Below are 17,468 nucleotides of genomic sequence, written 5' to 3' on the forward strand. Positions count from 1 at the left end.
GAATTTGAAGGGGTAAGGAATTCGTGCCCATCCTGGCTTGTGGTAATCTTATTCTTTAGTGGATGATGCCTGAAGGAAACACCATGAATGATGTGATGGGCATAATGTTGCTGGGTGGGGCACTGCTGGTGTTCAGTATACTGGCCAGTGTGCTATCTAATCGGATAGGGGCACCACTATTATTGGTGTTTTTATGTATTGGCATGCTGGCGGGTGAAGACGGTGTGCTGGGTATTGAGTTTGCCAACCCGCAACTGAGTTTTTTTATCGGCTCCCTGGCGCTGGCCATTATTCTGTTCGATGGCGGTATGCGCACCCATCAGGACCGATTTCGTGTGGCCCTTTGGCCCGCTATCAGCCTGTCCACACTTGGTGTGGCACTGACCTGTACTATCACTGCGGCCGGTGCAGTGTGGTTATTTGACTTGCCCTGGCCAACCGCCATGCTGATTGGTGCGTTACTCAGCTCTACTGATGCTGCTGCGGTTTTTGGCATTTTTCAGTCCAGGGGCGTGACCTTAAAACAGCGTGTGGCCTCTACTCTTGAGATTGAGTCGGGTACCAATGATCCAATGGCGGTGATCCTGACCATGACCCTTACCACGGCGCTTGCTACTGGTGCGTCGCTGGATATGCTCAGCCTGGGGACTAACGTATTATGGCAACTGGTTATCGGTCTGGTTGCCGGCTGGATAGGGGGGCAGGCGTTTATCCAGCTGGTTCGGCGTATTCCGTTAGATTTCACCTTTGTGCCGTTACTGGCCGCGGCCAGTGCCATTTTAGTGTTTTCACTAACTGCCAAAGCCAATGCCAGCGGTTTTTTGGCGGTGTACCTGATGGGGTATCTGATAGGCAATGCGCGATTACCACAACTGGTGCATATTCTACAGGTGCAGGACGGCCTGACTTGGCTTGGGCAGATTTTAATGTTTCTGATTCTGGGGCTGCTGGTGACACCCTCACAACTGATGGATAACGCCGCTTTATCTTTGTCTGTGGCGCTTATTCTTATCTTTGTGGCCAGACCGCTGGCCACGCTGATTTGCCTGGCACCCTTTTCCTTTCCCTGGCGGGAACAGGTGTTTATCAGTTGGGTAGGGCTGCGCGGGGCAGTCCCTATTATTCTGGCATTATATCCCTGGTTATCCGGGTTGGAAGACCAGGCGCTGTATTTTGACGTGGCCTTCTTCGTGGTGCTGATTTCTCTGCTGGTACAGGGCTGGACCATGGCGCCTCTGGCGCGTTGGTTAGGGCTGGAAGTGCCGCCAACCCCCGAACCGGCGCAGCGAGTGCCGCTTGAATCGCTGCCAAGTGCCGATCCTCTGGAAGTTTGGTGCTTTCCCATTGGCACCGACAGTCTGGCGCTTGAACATCATTGGCAGGAACTGAATTTCACTCATCGTCCCTGTTTTATCGGCGTACTCAGAGACAATGAATGGTTGCAGGCCGACCCGGCGCTACGCTTTAAGCAGGATGATCAGGTGCTGGTCATGGGGCGAGTGGCGGATATGGAAAGCGTCAGTCGCGTGCTGGCCAGCAGCAATGAAGGCAAGCAACTACGGGAAAGTGATTTCTTTGGCGCTTTCAGTCTGCATGCCAGTCTGACCCTGGCCGAAGTCGCTGAGTTTTATCCGCTGGGGGAGTTACCTGAGGAAAAGCGGCAGCTGAGCTTGGCGGCCTTTTTTGGCCGTAAGTTTCATCGGCGTGTTGTGGTGGGAGACAACCTTACCCTGGGCGGGGTGGTGCTGACCGTGCGTCAGGTGGATGAGGCAGGTAATATAGAAAGCGTTGGTATTAAAGAAGCCTGACAAGCGGATTTAAAGGGGGAGCCTTTGGCTCCCCCTGCTGTGCGTATTTTACACCGTTAAGGCTGGCTGTCATCCAGCAGTATGACCTGCGGAGGCAGTCCGCCACCATCGCCATCCAGCGCGATTGCTGTAAATACCTGACCTGCGGTAAATTCCAGCATTAACGGGCCAATGGCTGCATCTTTACTGCCAGCCCCTGTAACTGTGACATAATAGCTGCCTTCTGCCAGTTCCACATAGCCAGTTGTGGCCAAGTCTGGTGAACTGAAAGGGACGGCACTGAAAGCTGGCGCATCATCACTGATATCATCATCCTGAGTGACATAAATATCCACGTCACCTGCAGTTGGCGATGCGTGCACGATGCGAACTTTTGCCGCTGTGGCCAAAGATCTGGGGGTATCGGCTAAAACGCCCAGAGCAATGTCGGCCAGTTGATTATGTGCAATGACCGTGTAAATCATGCCTTGCGCTGGCATCAACTCAGCATCATCAATAACCACCAGGCTGTTATCTGCATCAGCCAACACATCCACCAGATAATCGCCAGCCGCTACCGGCAGGTAACCTGAGTCTTGTTTAAAGGCAAGCGCATCGAGAGTGGGAGCTGCCGGGGTAGTGGCATTATTCAGCAAAATATCCACTGCGGGTGCATCTGCCACACCGTGCACCACGCGTAAATGTGCGCCTGCATTGGCATCCCAAATCAGGCTCGAGCCTTCTGGTGTAGACAGCAACAGACTAACCGGCGCACTGCCAGCACCTACATTGTCTGTAGCGGTGACCATAGCGTCCAGACCATCAGGTAGCGTGACGGTACCGGAGTCAAATACCACATCCAGGCTACCTGCTGGCGTGATCCTGATTCGGTAGTCGCCAGCCGACACTTCCATTTGTGCTGTATATTGCTTAAATGCCAGCGTGGCCAATGCCTGGGCACTGCTTAAATCATCATCCGGCGCTGTAACGTAGATATCCACGGCCGGTGCATCGGCCGCACCATGCACTACCTGCACTCTGGCATTGCCAGCGCTAACGTCAGTGACATCGTTTTCGATCACCAATGGCTCAATCGTCTCGACTTTACCCACAGCCAGAATGTCGTAGCTTTTGTCTGCGGTGAAAGTTAATGAAACCGGGCCTATGACGGCTGCCAGATTATCCCCTGGCAAGCGTGCATCCACCTGAATGTCATAGCTACCCTCATCGACTGTGATCCAGGGCGATGACACCTGATAGTCGACATTTTCCAGGCCCGCCAGTATGCTGTTGCCCGCAAGAATATTGACCCCCGGCGCATCAGCGACGGCGTGAGTTATTCGCACAAAGGCATCAGCAGGCTCTGGAGCGGGTTGCTCTGGAGTTGGGGTTGGCACGGGAGCCGGATCATCGTCGTCATCAAGCCAGCACCCGGTCAGTGCGGCAGTCATCAATGAGATCGTCAACAGCTTTGTGATCCCTTGCATGGTTTTCTCCTCATTGTTGTTTAGGCAAATTCAACTACGGGGATAATCCGGCGAGGGATCACATCCTTTCCCTCGGGTGTGAAAATAAAACGTTCAATTTATTGGAATGGTTTTGCCGTTTTTTTGTGATTTTCTTTCGTATGTGTGCGACTAAAATACACTCGTCTTCTAAATTAAACCTGTTGGAGAACGAGCGATGAACAAGCTGCTTCTGATTAATTCAAGCCTGAATGGTAAACAAGGTAATTCCTGGCAACTGGCTGAAAAATTTGTTCAGCAGTTGGCTAAAGCGACTGACATTCAAATCACTGAGCGCGATTTGGACGGTACTGACCTGCCACATCTAAGTGGGACGGAGATGGCCGCATGGATGACACCCGCCGATCAGCGCAACGACGAACAACAGCGACTGGCAGGTTTGTCAGACAAACTCATTGAGGAGCTTAAGGCGCACGACATTATTGTTATCGGTATGCCGATGTACAACTTTGGTGTGCCTTCTGTGTTTAAATCCTGGGTGGACAGGGTTGCGCGTGCAGGTATTACTTTCCGTTATACGGAAAATGGTCCGGTTGGCCTGCTGGAAGGCAAAAAAGTCTATGTACTGGCAGCCCGTGGCGGCTTGTATCAGGGCACACCTAAGGACAGTCAGACCCAATATCTGCAAGACGTACTGGCATTTATGGGCATGACAGAGGTGGAGTTTGTGTACGCCGAAGGCTTGAATATGGGGCCTGAAGCGGCTAACCAGGGATTTTCTCAGGCAGATGAAAAAATTTCTGAACTTATTGAAAAAATGGTTGCCTGAATAAGTGCAGTGAGTGAAGGCAACGCCTTCACAATGTGTGTTCCTAGTTGAGTGTGCTCTTTATGCCCCGCCGCCCGGCGGGGCTTTTTTTATGCCATTCGGCAATGGGCAGACAGGCCGCGAATGGCCAGGTCATGCAGAAATTGAGTTGGTGCGGCACAGGCATTGGCATAAATAAATGCCTGGCCGGGCAATTGTTTTGATAATGCCGTATGGGTAATACAGTGCTGTGTCATCATGCCCAGCAAATATACGTTTTGCACGCCATGATGTTCAAGTAACGGCGCCAATCCTGTGGCAAAGAAACTGTCAGCTTGATGCTTAGTAATAATTGGGGCATCGCCTAATGCAGCAGCAATTTTCGGGTGCAACTCAGCACCAGGGGTATCAGCGGCAAAAAGCGTCGCATCATGGCTATTTAAATGCTGTATTCCTACCGCTAACCAGCCAGCAGATTTGGCTTGCTTTATAAGAGGTAAGGCTGCCTGACAGGCTTTCTCCGCGTTGTGCAAAGGAAAAGCGCCATTAGGAAAGTAGTCGTTTTGAATGTCTATCACTAGTAGGGCGTTGGTTGGCATCGGTGTTCTCGTTAACGGCAGGCTATCAATCTGATGCACTGCGATGAATGAAGCGCTGATTATCAAGGCAAATTGCGCCATGAAATATTGACCCAAAAGACAAATATCGAAAGAATTGGGCCAATGTTGCTAAAGATATTCCAGACCCTATGCCTTTACCTCAAGTAGGAGTGGTTGTTTACCCAGACTTCAACCCATTTCATTTTGCTGTACCGCAGATGGTTTTCAGTCTGCAACTGCCGCAAGGCCCGTTATTCAGCCTGCATACCCTGGCGGTTACGAGTGAACATCAGTTGGGGCGCGGCGGAGTATCGGTCAAACCCACTGGGGATGTGCGACAGATGGACAATATGGACATCCTGGTGGTGTCCGGCTGGCATGACATTCATCAGGCACCTGAGCCAGTGCTTGTTGATGCTTTGCAGCGGGCCCATGCACGCGGTGCTTGCGTTGTCGGCTTATGTTACGGCGTGTACGCCTTAGCGTATGCTGGACTGCTTGATGGCAAACCGGCCTCAACACACTGGCTGGCTGAGCAGGATTTTGCCAGGCGCTTTCCCAGGGTGAAACTCGATCTGAATGCGTTGTACGTGGAAAGCGATAATCTGATTACCTCGGCAGGAACGGCAGCAGGGCTGGATTGTTGTCTGCACATAGTGCGCCGCTATCATGGTGCCAGCATGGCCAACAAAGTTGCCAGGGTAATGGTGGTGGCGCCACATCGAGAAGGTGGGCAGGCTCAGTTTATTGAACAACCGGTGGCGGCAACCACTCAGGATGCAAAAATTAACCAACTGCTTGACCATCTGAGGCAACATCTGGCTAAGCAGCACAGGATTGAAAAGCTGGCTGACACGGCGGCCATGAGTCGTCGCACTTTTACCCGCCATTTTAAGCGTGCGACCGGTTTAACTCTGGTGGACTGGCTAATCAGTGAAAGAGTACGCTTGAGTCGTGAGTTGCTGGAAACGTCCAGTCTCTCTATTGAGCAGATCGCGCAGCGCTGTGGTTTTCATACTGCGGTGTCGTTCAGACAGCATTTTCGTAACAAACACCATGTCAGCCCGAGCCAATGGCGTAAGGTTTTTATTGGCACCAACACAAACCAGTCGGCTAACGCCGACCAGTGAGTGAAACCTGGCTTATTCGCCGGACAAGGTTTTTTCCAATGTCTGGATAAAGTCTTTATCCTGCGGTTCGGTGCGGGAGCCGAATGATTCCACCACGTCTCCCTTGTTGTTGACCAGATATTTATAGAAGTTCCATTTGGGGGTAGTACCGGATTTTTTAGCCAGCATGCGATATAGCGGATCGGCATCATCACCCCGCACGGCAATAGGTTCGAACATGGGGAATTTAACCCCATATGTCAGCTCGCAAAGTTCCGCCGTTTTGGCTTCGTCCTGATCTTCCTGGTTAAAGTCGTGGGACGGAAAACCTAACACCACCAGACCTTTATCCTGATAGTCAGCATAGAGTTTTTCCAGGCCCTCAAACTGCGGTGTAAAGCCACAATAACTGGCGGTATTCACAATCAGCAGGGTTTTTCCCTGATAGGCCTGGCACAAATTTACTTCTTCCTGAGAATTCAGCTTACGCTTTACAAATTTAAGCAGGTCAGGGCATTGGTCTGCCATAGCGCTGCCGGCAGCCAGACTGAATAACAAAGCAATCAAACGCGTTTTCATGGTGGTCCTTTTCAATTTGAGGTAAATAAGACTCGTTGTACAACAAGAACTGGGTTTACGCCATTGTCTTTCAACAAGATCAATTAGCATGGCGATTAACGACACTTTACGTTTTAATAGCTCGTTCACACACCCCATCAGTCACGGGAACATAACAATATGTATAAAACCACAAGATCCTATCTGGTGTTGCTGATTTGTGCAGGTCTGAGTGCTTGTGCCACTACCTCACAGACATCAAATACAACGTCAGGTGTGCAGACCAAACCGCTGCCACAGCCCATCCAGGCACAGGCGGCTGTCAGTCAGGGCGACGATATAATTCGTCTTGAGCAAATCATGGCAGATCCGGACTGGATGGGGCGTTTCCCCGAGAACCCATACTGGGGGCTGGACAGTCAATCCGTGCGTTATGAACGAAAGCGCGAAGGCAGTCCGGTCAATGATCTCTGGCAAGCCTCTGTCCGACAGCAAGGTAATGGCAGCATTGTACCTCTGGGCGAGCGGCATCTTACCGATAACGGTAACCGAATCGTTAACCAGGATGCCACAAAAGCGGCCTGGGTGTTTGAGGGCAACCTGTTTGTCAAAGATCTTAAAACCGCACAGGTGACCCAGCTCACCCGCAGCAGTGACGGGGTGCAGCGCCCTATGTTCCTGTTGGACGGGCGTATCGCCTATCAAAGTGGTGACAGTATTCTGGCAATTGATGTGCAAAGTGGTTTGACCCGCCAACTGGCCAGTTGGAAATTTGCCGACAAGCCAAAGGCCGTGCAGGAGCCTAAAGACTATCTGGCCAAAAAGCAGTTGAAGCTGATTCAGTATGTCAATAAGGAGCGGGCAGAGCGCCAGGCCAGATTCGATCATCAGCAGGAGCTGCAAGCTGAGAATGCCAGTCTGACCCCTCAGCCGTTCTACCTGGCCACACAATTTAAGACCGCTGAAGCCAGCCTGTCGCCCGATGGAAAACGCCTGGTCCTGGCCATAGAAAAAGATGAACCCAGCCGCGATGATAATGACATCATGCCCAATTACATTGGTGAAGATGGCCGTATCAAATCGGAAGCCGTGCGCCGTAAAGTGGCGGATGCCAAACCGAGAAACCAGGAATTGTGGTTACTGGATTTGCAGTCAGGCAGCCAGATGCAACTGAGCTATCAGGAACTACCTGGATACAATGAAGATGTGCTGGCCGACGTGAAAAGCGAAAATGCCAGAGCCAACGGAGAGAAATATCAGCCTAACCGTTTACCGCGCGACATCGGCCTGATTACCGACTGGTACTGGAGCGAGAGTGCGATTAAATGGCACGCCAATGGTCAGCAGGTGGCGGTAATGCTCAAAGCCTGGGACAACAAAGACCGCTGGATTGCTACAGTGGATCTGGCCAAAGGTAAGCTGGTGACACAGCACAGATTGCATGACAAGGCCTGGGTAAACTACAGATTTAACAGCTTTGGCTGGTTGAATCACAGCGAAACCCTGTATTTCCTGTCGGAGCAATCCGGGTATGCGCAGTTGTATCGCCAGGAACTGGGGGGTAAAGAGCTGGCCCTGACCTTTGGTGACTACGAGGTGGACAAGCTGACCCTGACCCGTGACGATAAATTTATCTACTTCCGGGCGAATATCAAACACCCAGGTATTTACGAAATTTACCGGGTTAATCTGCAAAGTGGCGATATTGAAGCCCTGACTGATTTGGGCGGTGACAACGAATACGTACTTAGCCCGGATGAACAGAGCCTGTTGCTTACCCACAGCCAGGTGACCCGTCCGCCAGAGCTGTATGTGCAGGCCGCGCAGGTTGGTGCTAAACCCATGCAATTGACTAACACGGTCAGTGAGGCTTTTAAAGCCATGCCCTGGATTGCGCCCAAAGTGGTTCCGGTGCCTTCCAGCCATGGCAGCCAGCCGGTCTATGCCAAGGTTTATCTGCCGGCAGATTATCAGCAAGGGCAAAAACGCAAAGCGGTTATCTTTAACCACGGTGCCGGTTATTTGCAAAATTCCCACCTTGGTTGGTCAGGCTACTTCCGTGAATTTATGTTCCATAGCATGTTGGTACAACAGGGCTATGTGGTGATGGACATGGATTACCGTGCGTCAGCTGGTTATGGCCGTGACTGGCGTACTGCCATTTATCGTCAGATGGGCACACCGGAAATCCAGGATCTGCAGGATGGCGTTAACTGGTTGGGCGCCAATGCCAATGTCGACACTCAGCGCATTTGTACCTATGGTGGCTCATACGGCGGGTTTATGACCTTTATGGCGTTGTTTACCAGCCCGGAGCTGTTCCAGTGTGGTGCGGCCTTGCGCCCGGTTACAGACTGGGCTTACTACAATACGCCTTACACGGCCAATATTCTTAACACACCGCAGGTGGATGATATTGCCTACCAGCGCAGTTCGCCGATTTATTATGCAGAAGGCCTCAATAAGCCGCTGCTGATCAATGCGCCTATGGTGGATAATAACGTGTTTTTTGTGGATGTGGTCAGACTGGTACAGCGTTTAATTGAACTGGAAAAAACCGATTTTGAAACGGCTATCTATCCGGTTGAATCCCATGGATTCCGTCAGCCCAGTTCGTGGCTGGATGAATATCGACGCATTTATAAGCTGTTCGAGGAAAACCTCAACTAATCCGGTCTGCATTTCAGCCCCGCGATTGCGGGGCTTTTGTTTGAATGTAGGGAGCAAAATATGAAAATAGCTTTGATTGGTCTTGGGGATATTGCGCAAAAGGCTTATCTGCCGCTTTTACATCACTGGCCACAGGTGGAGTGGCTCTTTTGCAGCCGCAACCCTCAGGTGCTGGCCAGCCTGGCGGCGCAGTACCGGATTGTAGACAGCTATACCGATTACCAACAATTGCCCGAGCTGGATGCGGTAATGATCCATAGTGCCACCGCAAGCCATCTTGAATTGGCGGCGTATTTTCTGGCTCGCCGTGTGGCGGTTTTTGTCGATAAGCCCTTGTGTGACAACTATGCTGATTGTGAAAGGCTGTACGCGTTGGCTGCCCGCTTTAATGTCCCCTTGTTTGTTGGCTTCAATCGCCGCTACCTGCCTTTGCTGCATCAACAAGCCGGTGCCGCATTAGCCAATAGCAAAGATATTCGTAGTATGCGCTGGGAAAAGCACCGCCATAACCAGCCCGGAGATATCCGCACTTTTGTGTTTGACGATTTCATTCATGCCCTGGATGGGGTAAACCTCAGTGGCAGGGTGAATCCCGCGGATATGCAGATATACAGTCAGATGGACGGGCAGCAGTTAGCCCGCCTGGATTGTCATTGGTATGCAGACGGCGGTATGTATCATGCCTCAATGGACAGATGTTATGGCATGACCTGCGAACGTATTCAGCTTAGTCAGCTTAATCAAACCCTGGAGCTGGATGGTTTTCTGCGAGGTACCAGATGGTCGGAAAATCGCGCAGAGCAACTTGCGTTGGCCGACTGGACGCCGATGCTACACAGCAAAGGTTTTTATGCCATGTTAGTGCATTGGCTGGAGGTGGTAAAAAGCGGCAGACTGGCTGACGAGGTAATTGGACGTAACCTCAACAGCCACAGACTATGTGAAGAAATCTGCCAACGCTTAACCAGGGCGTGCTGATCTTTTAGCTATTCTTTCGGGGCAAACTGAGCAAATACTTCAGCGCCGGTCATATTGTGGGTTTGATTGGCGAAGCTGTAATAATGTGGTTTTTCATCGATAAAAATCTGATGATCCAAGCTAAAGTCAGATGACACATCGAACAGGCCGGCCGAGACAATATGTTGATTATTCTGTTTCAGCCGGTAAAACAGCGCACTGCCACATTTTTTGCAAAACGCCCGTTCTGCCCAGTCTGATGAGCTAAAGCGCTCAACATTTTGCTCACCCGTAACTGTGAGTTCTGTGCCGGCGTCAACCGCCAGAAAAGGACCGCCTACCCATTGCCTGCACATACTGCAGTGGCAAACGCCGACCTTTTGTTCAACCTGGCCTGCCACTGAAACGGCTCCACATAAACACTGACCCTTTGCGGAAATTTTCATCTGGTTCTCCTTTTTTTGATGAAAGGGGTTAAGACACTGGCAGCCAGTGCCAGCATACCTGCCAGCGCACCGAAAAGATGTGCATCAATGGCAACATTGGCGTTGATAAGCTTTGCCACTTCCTGGCTGGGACCTGCCCATTGTTCATATAATACTTTGCCCCATAATCCCATCAGCAGCAACCAACCAGATTTTATGCCATGGCGAATATCCATACCTGCACCCCAGGCAAACAAACCGTGCAGAATCCCTGACAGGCCTACGTACCGGATAAGCTCGGGGGAACCCCAATACAAACCAATGCTGCAAATCAATGCACAACAGAGCATTAAGCCCAGGTAGGGGAAAAACCGGTAGTAATGGCCATGCAATGCCCACAACAGCAACATCCCGGCTGCATTTAGCAATAAATGATTAAAGTTAGTGTGCAGCAGATGGCCGCTTAACAGACGCCACCATTCACCGCTTTGCAGCATGGTACGATCATATGTCAGATGCACCTGACTCCATGGCTCCAGAAAATAAAACAGGAAGCTGAGGAGCAGCACAAGCAGCGGGCCACTGAATTGTTGTGGCTGGCAAGGCAGTTTGAGCATAACTAAATGATTCTGCGTAATTTTGCATATAATACGGTGCGAAAAATCAAAATGGAAACTGGCCCAGTTATGGCCGGGGCTGGTAAAGTGACAGAAAAATGACTGAGTAATAGCATGTCTGACATCCTGCTGAAAAAAGAATCCCAGGTGCTGAAGATCCTGATTAACCGGCCGCACAAGAAAAATGCGTTGTCGATGCCAATGTATCAACACATGGCCATGGCTATTGAACAAGCCAAAGAAGATAACGAAATACGCGCCATTTTGATTGCCTCGACGGCAGATGATTTTACGGCGGGTAATGATTTAGCGGACTTTGCCGATTTTTCCGAACATGAGCAGATTGGCGACACAGTACGTTTTATGAATGCCCTGATGCATTGCCCTTTGCCTGTAGTGGCCAAAGTGCAGGGTCTGGCAGTCGGCATAGGTACGACCATGCTGCTGCATTGCGATCTGGTTTATTGTGCAGACAATAGCCGTTTTTCATTACCTTTTATCAATCTAGGTCTGGTACCTGAGTATGCCTCCAGTTATCTGTTACCTAAATTGGCCGGTCATGCAAAGGCCGCCCAGTGGCTGATGTTGGGGGAATCCTTTTATGCCGAAGATGCAAAAGCCTTCGGTATGGTGAATCAGGTTTTTAACCTTGACCAACTGGATATTGAGGTTGACAAGGTATTGGCAAAGCTGGTGGCGAAACCCCGCCAGGCCATGGCACTAACCAAGGCACTGATGAAGTCCAATCTGGAAGAGGTAAATTTACATATGAACGAGGAATTGGACTTTTTTATTGAACAATTGCGCACACCTGCAGCCAAAGAAGCATTTGCTGCCTTTTTACAAAAGCGTCAGCCCGATCCGGATATTTACAACTAATTATTATCAGCTATCGCGAGTTTTATACTTTGAAGGGGAAAGGTTTGTTTAGAGTCGGGTTTTTTCTGAGCTTGATGTTATGTATGCCTGTGGCTTTAGGGCAGGATAAGGTACTTGAGGACAGAGAGCCAGAAGCGGCCACTGGATTTGCCAATAAATCGGCTGTAGTGGCAAAGGAATTTATGGTCAGTGCGGCTAATCCATATGCTGCCTGGGCAGGGAAGAAAGCGCTGATGCAAGGAGGCAGTGCTATCGACGCCGCTATTGCTGTGCAAGCCATGTTAACTCTGGTCGAACCCCAAAGTTCGGGTATCGGTGGTGGTGCGTTTATTTTGTACTGGGACAACACTACGCAAACGCTCTATACCTATGACGGCAGGGAAACAGCTCCTCGGCAAACCAATGCGGCGCATTTTTTACAAGATGGAAAGCCTATTCCCTGGCGTGATGCCATAGTGGGAGGAAGGGCGGTGGGGGTGCCGGGAGTATTGCGGGCGCTGGAAATGGCCCACCAAAAGCACGGTAAATTGCCCTGGATAGGCTTGTTCCGTGATGCGGCTATTGCTGCCGAGGAAGGATTTAAAGTCTCGCCGCGTTTGGCAAGGTTAGTGGCAATGGAACTGCATCCAGGTCTGAAGGAGTTTATTGCCAGCAAAAATTACTTCTATCCGGATGGTAAGCCCATTCAGGCTGGTGTGATCCGCAAGAATCTGCCCCTGGCCCGCACCTTCAACACCATTGCCGAGAAAGGCGCTGATGCTTTTTATCAAGGTGATTTGGCCGAGAAAATCGTTGCGGCGGTGCAAAAGGCCAGTATCAACCCCGGTACACTGACCATGGCGGACTTGCAGGAATATAAAGCCAAGGCCCGCAGTCCGCTGTGTGGCGGGTATCGCAGTTACCGGGTGTGTGGTATGGCCCCCCCCAGCTCGGGCGGTGTGGCTACATTGCAGATCCTGCGGATGCTGGAAGGTTTTGAGATGGGCCGTTTTGCCCCAAACGATCCCCAGGCGCTGCATTTGTTCACTCAGGCTTCCCGACTGGCGTTTGCGGACAGGGAGAAATTCTCTGCTGATCCCGAGTTCTTCAGCCACCCAGTGGCAGCGATGATCAGCGGCTCTTATATTAAAGATCGCGCCAAGGCGATAAAGCCAGGTCAGGATATGGGCAAAGCTTTTGCAGGCGACCCGTTTCCACATGAAAAACTGGCCAGAGATAATGCCTATGAACTACCCAACACCAGTCATATCTCTATTGTGGACGGTCAGGGCAATGCCTTGTCGATGACCACCAGTATTGAGATGGCCTTTGGCTCAGGCTTGATGGTGGAAGGTTTCCTGCTTAACAACCAGATGACCGATTTTTCTTTTGTACCGGAAGTAAACCGTGCATTGGTGGCGAACAGGGTGGAACCGGGCAAAAGGCCACGTAGCTCCATGAGTCCGACTATGGTGTTTAACAAGCAGGGCGAGCTGTACCTGGTGGTGGGCTCCCCCGGTGGTAGCCGTATTATTGATTATGTTGCACAGACCTTGGTGGGGGTGTTGGACTGGCGGCTGGATATTCAACAAGCCATTAACCTGCCGAAAATCACTAACCGTAACGACTACACGGCGCTGGAAAAAGGCACAAGTCTCGAACAACATGCCGCTGAGTTTGAAAAATGGGGGCATAAAGTGAAGGTACAGGATCTCAATAGTGGCCTGCACGGTATTATGCTACTGGATGATAAGTTGATTGGTGGCGCAGACCCAAGGCGCGAAGGCGTTGCTGTCGGCTTATAATGGCTTTGATGACCCGCCGGTGGCGGGTCTTTGCGTAGTGCGTGCACCGGGTATGCTAACTTCTTGCCTATATTACGCGTGAGCCCGGCCTCACTATCAACCCGATAGTTAGCACTTTGCTATTCCCTGCACCCACTGCCAATGCGATAAACAATAAAGCCACGTGGAACAGTTGGCAGACTGTTCCAATTACAACAACGAAGTGTGACATCCGCAATCCTTCTTGTTTTGTCAGCAAATGTCGCCTTAGTGTCAGATTATTTTTCAACTTCACCCTCTTATATTTTTGGTTGAAATTTAACCTTTTGTTTTCGTTGTAGTAATTTGTACTGGTGTAATTCTTGCTCACTGGCTGACGTCGTATCTTCGGGGCCACCAGCAGGTATTCGGTTGGCCATATCTTATGACCAGGGTTTGGTCGCGGTTTTGCCAGGCCCGCATAAAAGGAATTTAGGATGATTAAAAAAGCCCTGGGTCTGACGACCCTGTTGTTATCCTCCTGTTACTGTCTGGCTGATGTGCCTGCTGCACAAGATGGTGACCGTGCTCAGGAAGCCAGCAGACAATTCAGTATTTTGTCGCGTTCTTCCCCATTTGACCCACCCACGACTAACAGTTTTGTGGCCGATGCTGGCCCTGGGTTGGACACCGGCTGTACATTTAATGACGACCCCGAACATCCGCTGATGATTGACGTTATGATCGATAAAGCGGTGGGACCGGTGGATGCTAACGGATATTTGCAAGATGCCAATGCATTGATTGCTCAAGGCATTATTCCTTCCACCGTTGGCATTCTGCTGCCAGCTTACGATGTGGACGTCAACGGCAGTCCGCCACCTGAACGGAATGAAGTGGTGTTCAACGGTGAGTCTCTAGGCACCCTGACCGGTGATAACGGTATCTGGAAGTTAAATAATTTCACCGTGGATGTGCGCAAGCTGAAATTTCCCGCTCCTGGCAGCGGTGCGTCACAGGCTAACCGGGTGCAAATCAATATTGATACGCTGTCTTCCGGCCGCTGGTGTACTGCGATTGATTGGGTGGCGCTGAATCTGGAGATAAAACCCGTAGTTGCCCTGACACTGACCCCCAGTAATGGCAATCCGGTCTGGAAAGATGCTGCCACCCAAGTGACGGATATTTTCTCCCAAAGCCTGGATGCGGCCTGCAATCTTAGCGACGATACGTCCTCAGCCACCGACAAGCCTTTCTCTGCGGCCAGCGATACAGCATTGGTAGATGTGGATACGCAGTTAAGTTCCTGTCCCAATGATTTGCTTGACGATGCACAAGTTCAGGCACAGTGGGCTATTCAGGGGACCTCCAAGCAGGGCAGTACGTCCTGGACCGGGGCGTCAGGCACGGTGTCTCTGGATGTGCCTGCAGAAATTGGCGCTTATAGTGTTACTTTTGATTACGAGGTCAATGGTGAGGCACTGCCAACCGTCACCCGCACCTTGTATGTGACTAAAAGTGCGCCGACCATTAGTCGCCCATTGGCTTATTGGTATGAGCAAGCCACTGACTGGGCCAATGGCGAGACAAGTGAAACACAGATCCTCAATAAAGTGTTGCAAGGCGTCTACAGCTACGGCAACAGCCATTGGGAGTATGGTTATAGTTTTGGCGCGGCAACCAAGTGCGATTGGCAGCAACTGATGGCCGATCCCATCACCTGCAACTATTCCGATTGTTACGTCTTCAGTGATGTATTTGAAAATATGTCAGGTCTATTGGGCGTCAGTGGACTTAATCCAGTGCGCAAAGTGGGAAGCGGTGCAAGGGGGAGCTTTATTACTAATGCCACGCCATCGCTGGATCCGGCATTTCCTGGCAGTGCTAAGCCCGTTGGCGGTAGCTACGACAGATACCTGTTTTCCAGCCACAGCCTGAGATTAAGAAGTGCCACTTACTATGATGCCACTTTTAACGGTCGGTATAGCAGTGATAGTGAGTTTATCGCCTGGAACATTGAATCCGTGGCGTCGGATGCCAGAGGGCCGCACTTTACAACCCTTGAAGGGGCAAAAGTGTATCCCTTCTCGCCAGCAGTGCCGACCAAATATGAAACTGCCTGGGGGGCATATGAGTATTTAGCTCCGGTACCTATTGCGCCCATTGCACCACTTGTTTCAGCTCCTGAGCCTGAAGCAATGGCAGTGGTGGCCGAAGCGCAGTTTGAGTCCATTGATGATGACGCTAATGGGGTATACGAGCAACTTCAGGCCAGAGTGATGGTGGATTTCCCCAGTGGTGGTTTCTACTTTATTCAGGCCACGCTGCATAAAGGTGGATTACTGATTGCGAATCAAAGCCAGTTTGATGACTCAAGACCTGTCAGCCTGTTTTTCGATGTGGCAGGTGCTGGGCTGCATGAAGTGAGCTTGCGTTTCTCTGGTCAGCAGATTCTTGATTCTGGTGTAGATGGCCCTTATGAGGTCAGATTGCAAGGTGTTGGACCCGCGGGTGCCAATCTGGAAGTCACCGCCATGTCATCAGCTTTAGACCATACCACCTTCGGTGAGAAACCTGTGGCAGTGCTTGGCGGGAATGATAACGCAGTCGACCTGGACAGTGACGGTCTGTTTGACCTGCTCAGTGTTGCTGTAGAGCTACGTGCGTTTAACCCCGGTGACTATCAGGTTAAAGCGACTCTGCTTGGCATGGGCGGTACCATCCAGAACTTGTTAGTCCCCGTGACACTTACTCAGGGCGTACAGAGCCTGAAGTTGGATTTCCAAGGGGTGGCAATTTACCGTGCGCAAACCGATGGCCCGTATGAAATAGTGGTCAATGTCACCGAGGATGACACTACGGTGGCCAGTTTGGTGCTGAATAGCCAGTCATATCAGTATCTGCAGTTTGAAGGATTGCTTGAGTTCAACGGTAATCTGCTGGCGCAGGGACTGGATACCAACAGCAACGGCAAATTTGAGCAGTTGCAAGTGGAGATCCCGGTGCTAACCCGTACTACCGGCAACTTCCAGATTCGTGCCACCCTAAAAGACAGCAGTGCTAACAAGTCTATCGTGGCCAGCCAGAATGTACGCTTTGACAACAGTGCTATGACACTCAGCTTCCTGTTTGACGGGCTTTCAATTCATGATTTGCAAATGGATGGACCTTATTCACTGACCCTGGTGTTAAGCCAGGATGCCAATGATTATGTGTCTGATGTGGTGTTGGTACCACAAATGACCCAGGCATTCAGTTATGAAGAGTTTGAAAGTGCAGGGCAAAACCAGTTGCTGAAGTTAAATGGCAATAACAGTGACCAAGGCATTGATAACAATGGCAACAACCTGTTTGACATTCTGCAGGCAAGAATCGGCATTGATGTGGCCGCCGCGGGTAATTATACCTGGTCTGCCAGTTTGACCGACGTGAATGGTAAGGACATCGAGATTGTATCCAGTCAGGGCTATCTGAACCTGGGGAGCCAATCAATGACCTTTAACTTCTCGGGACAGGCCATTGGCAGCAATGGTGTCGCTGGTCCGTATTTCGTTAAGAATCTGCTGGTGTTTAGCAATACCGGCGCCAACCTGGTGTCCACTGATGGCTCCATGACTCAGGCCTATGCAGCCAGCCAGTTTGAAGGCTATAGCGGGCAGGTGGAAGGCGATTTGGACAGTGACGGCGATGTGGACCGGCAGGACCTGGAGGTTTTGATGGGCCAGTTAAACCAACCGGTAGATAGCCAAAACCAAGCCATGGATCTGAATCAGGATGGCGTGATCAGCATACTGGACGCACGTTTGCTAAGACTGCGCTGTACGCGCGCCTTGTGTGCGACTGAATAGCCG

The 17,468-nt window shown here is 50.9% G+C and carries 13 protein-coding genes; 8 read left to right on the plus strand and 5 right to left on the minus strand.

Annotation, left to right across the window (positions count from 1 at the left end):
- Window positions 1-83 precede the first annotated feature (83 nt).
- Window positions 84-1,808, plus strand: coding sequence for a potassium/proton antiporter (locus ABD028_RS10710; protein WP_343844772.1), 1,725 nt, complete (start codon window positions 84-86; stop codon window positions 1,806-1,808).
- 56 nt (window positions 1,809-1,864) lie between these two features.
- On the opposite strand, the gene ABD028_RS10715 is transcribed toward ABD028_RS10710, so the two are convergent.
- The gene (locus ABD028_RS10715) at window positions 1,865-3,274 is read right to left on the minus strand and encodes a DUF4397 domain-containing protein (protein WP_343844773.1); all 1,410 of its coding nucleotides are present in this window, start codon (window positions 3,272-3,274) and stop codon (window positions 1,865-1,867) included.
- A gap of 196 nt (window positions 3,275-3,470) precedes the next feature.
- Here ABD028_RS10715 and ABD028_RS10720 point away from each other — a divergent pair, with 196 nt between their 5' ends.
- Window positions 3,471-4,082, plus strand: coding sequence for an FMN-dependent NADH-azoreductase (locus ABD028_RS10720; protein ID WP_343844776.1), 612 nt, complete (start codon window positions 3,471-3,473; stop codon window positions 4,080-4,082).
- 89 nt (window positions 4,083-4,171) lie between these two features.
- Here ABD028_RS10720 and ABD028_RS10725 read toward each other — a convergent pair whose 3' ends face one another.
- Window positions 4,172-4,660: an isochorismatase family protein gene (locus ABD028_RS10725; RefSeq protein WP_343844777.1), complete on the minus strand. Its 489-nt coding sequence runs from the start codon at window positions 4,658-4,660 to the stop codon at window positions 4,172-4,174.
- Between the two features lie 149 nt (window positions 4,661-4,809).
- On the opposite strand from ABD028_RS10725, the gene ABD028_RS10730 reads away from it, so the two are divergent.
- Complete coding sequence (locus tag ABD028_RS10730) at window positions 4,810-5,790, plus strand: GlxA family transcriptional regulator (RefSeq protein ID WP_343844779.1); 981 nt, start codon at window positions 4,810-4,812, stop codon at window positions 5,788-5,790.
- Between the two features lie 12 nt (window positions 5,791-5,802).
- On the opposite strand, the gene ABD028_RS10735 is transcribed toward ABD028_RS10730, so the two are convergent.
- On the minus strand, window positions 5,803-6,348 hold the full coding sequence (locus ABD028_RS10735) for a glutathione peroxidase (RefSeq protein ID WP_343844781.1): 546 nt from the start codon (window positions 6,346-6,348) through the stop codon (window positions 5,803-5,805).
- Between the two features lie 159 nt (window positions 6,349-6,507).
- On the opposite strand from ABD028_RS10735, the gene ABD028_RS10740 reads away from it, so the two are divergent.
- Together ABD028_RS10740 and ABD028_RS10745 are read left to right on the plus strand one after the other, a co-directional pair.
- Entirely contained in the window at window positions 6,508-8,997 is a 2,490-nt protein-coding gene (locus ABD028_RS10740; RefSeq protein ID WP_343844783.1) for a S9 family peptidase, read from the plus strand.
- A gap of 60 nt (window positions 8,998-9,057) precedes the next feature.
- Entirely contained in the window at window positions 9,058-9,975 is a 918-nt protein-coding gene (locus ABD028_RS10745) for a Gfo/Idh/MocA family protein (protein WP_343844785.1), read from the plus strand.
- An 8-nt stretch (window positions 9,976-9,983) separates the two neighbouring features.
- Here ABD028_RS10745 and ABD028_RS10750 read toward each other — a convergent pair whose 3' ends face one another.
- Complete coding sequence (locus ABD028_RS10750; protein ID WP_343844787.1) at window positions 9,984-10,400, minus strand: GFA family protein; 417 nt, start codon at window positions 10,398-10,400, stop codon at window positions 9,984-9,986.
- A complete protein-coding gene (rrtA, locus tag ABD028_RS10755) occupies window positions 10,397-10,996 on the minus strand; it encodes a rhombosortase (RefSeq protein ID WP_343844789.1) in 600 nt (199 codons plus the stop codon). The genes ABD028_RS10750 and rrtA overlap by 4 nt, the downstream gene beginning before the upstream one ends.
- A gap of 114 nt (window positions 10,997-11,110) precedes the next feature.
- Between rrtA and ABD028_RS10760 the strand changes: the two genes are divergently transcribed.
- The 3 genes from ABD028_RS10760 to ABD028_RS10770 all read left to right on the plus strand — a co-directional run bounded on the left by ABD028_RS10760 (window position 11,111) and on the right by ABD028_RS10770 (window position 17,465).
- Window positions 11,111-11,875 carry an enoyl-CoA hydratase gene (locus ABD028_RS10760; RefSeq protein ID WP_343844791.1) on the plus strand — a complete coding sequence of 255 codons (765 nt, stop codon included), beginning with the start codon at window positions 11,111-11,113 and terminating at the stop codon, window positions 11,873-11,875.
- A gap of 83 nt (window positions 11,876-11,958) precedes the next feature.
- Entirely contained in the window at window positions 11,959-13,659 is a 1,701-nt protein-coding gene (gene ggt / locus ABD028_RS10765; protein ID WP_343844792.1) for a gamma-glutamyltransferase, read from the plus strand.
- A 455-nt stretch (window positions 13,660-14,114) separates the two neighbouring features.
- Complete coding sequence (locus ABD028_RS10770) at window positions 14,115-17,465, plus strand: dockerin type I domain-containing protein (RefSeq protein ID WP_343844794.1); 3,351 nt, start codon at window positions 14,115-14,117, stop codon at window positions 17,463-17,465.
- The last annotated feature ends 3 nt before the right edge of the window (window positions 17,466-17,468 follow it).

Origin of the sequence: Bowmanella denitrificans (assembly GCF_039522935.1) — a bacterium.
GTDB classification, from domain to species: domain Bacteria; phylum Pseudomonadota; class Gammaproteobacteria; order Enterobacterales; family Alteromonadaceae; genus Bowmanella; species Bowmanella denitrificans.

Coding starts and splice junctions, on each gene's coding strand:
- ABD028_RS10750 (WP_343844787.1), bottom strand. CDS start 10,400: ATGAAAATTTCCGCAAAGGGTCAGTGTTTATGTGGAGCCGTTTCAGTG.
- ABD028_RS10730 (WP_343844779.1), top strand. CDS start 4,810: ATGCCTTTACCTCAAGTAGGAGTGGTTGTTTACCCAGACTTCAACCCA.
- ABD028_RS10710 (WP_343844772.1), top strand. CDS start 84: ATGAATGATGTGATGGGCATAATGTTGCTGGGTGGGGCACTGCTGGTG.
- ABD028_RS10725 (WP_343844777.1), bottom strand. CDS start 4,660: ATGCCAACCAACGCCCTACTAGTGATAGACATTCAAAACGACTACTTT.
- ABD028_RS10735 (WP_343844781.1), bottom strand. CDS start 6,348: ATGAAAACGCGTTTGATTGCTTTGTTATTCAGTCTGGCTGCCGGCAGC.
- ABD028_RS10740 (WP_343844783.1), top strand. CDS start 6,508: ATGTATAAAACCACAAGATCCTATCTGGTGTTGCTGATTTGTGCAGGT.
- ABD028_RS10760 (WP_343844791.1), top strand. CDS start 11,111: ATGTCTGACATCCTGCTGAAAAAAGAATCCCAGGTGCTGAAGATCCTG.
- rrtA (WP_343844789.1), bottom strand. CDS start 10,996: ATGCTCAAACTGCCTTGCCAGCCACAACAATTCAGTGGCCCGCTGCTT.
- ggt (WP_343844792.1), top strand. CDS start 11,959: ATGCCTGTGGCTTTAGGGCAGGATAAGGTACTTGAGGACAGAGAGCCA.
- ABD028_RS10720 (WP_343844776.1), top strand. CDS start 3,471: ATGAACAAGCTGCTTCTGATTAATTCAAGCCTGAATGGTAAACAAGGT.
- ABD028_RS10745 (WP_343844785.1), top strand. CDS start 9,058: ATGAAAATAGCTTTGATTGGTCTTGGGGATATTGCGCAAAAGGCTTAT.
- ABD028_RS10770 (WP_343844794.1), top strand. CDS start 14,115: ATGATTAAAAAAGCCCTGGGTCTGACGACCCTGTTGTTATCCTCCTGT.
- ABD028_RS10715 (WP_343844773.1), bottom strand. CDS start 3,274: ATGCAAGGGATCACAAAGCTGTTGACGATCTCATTGATGACTGCCGCA.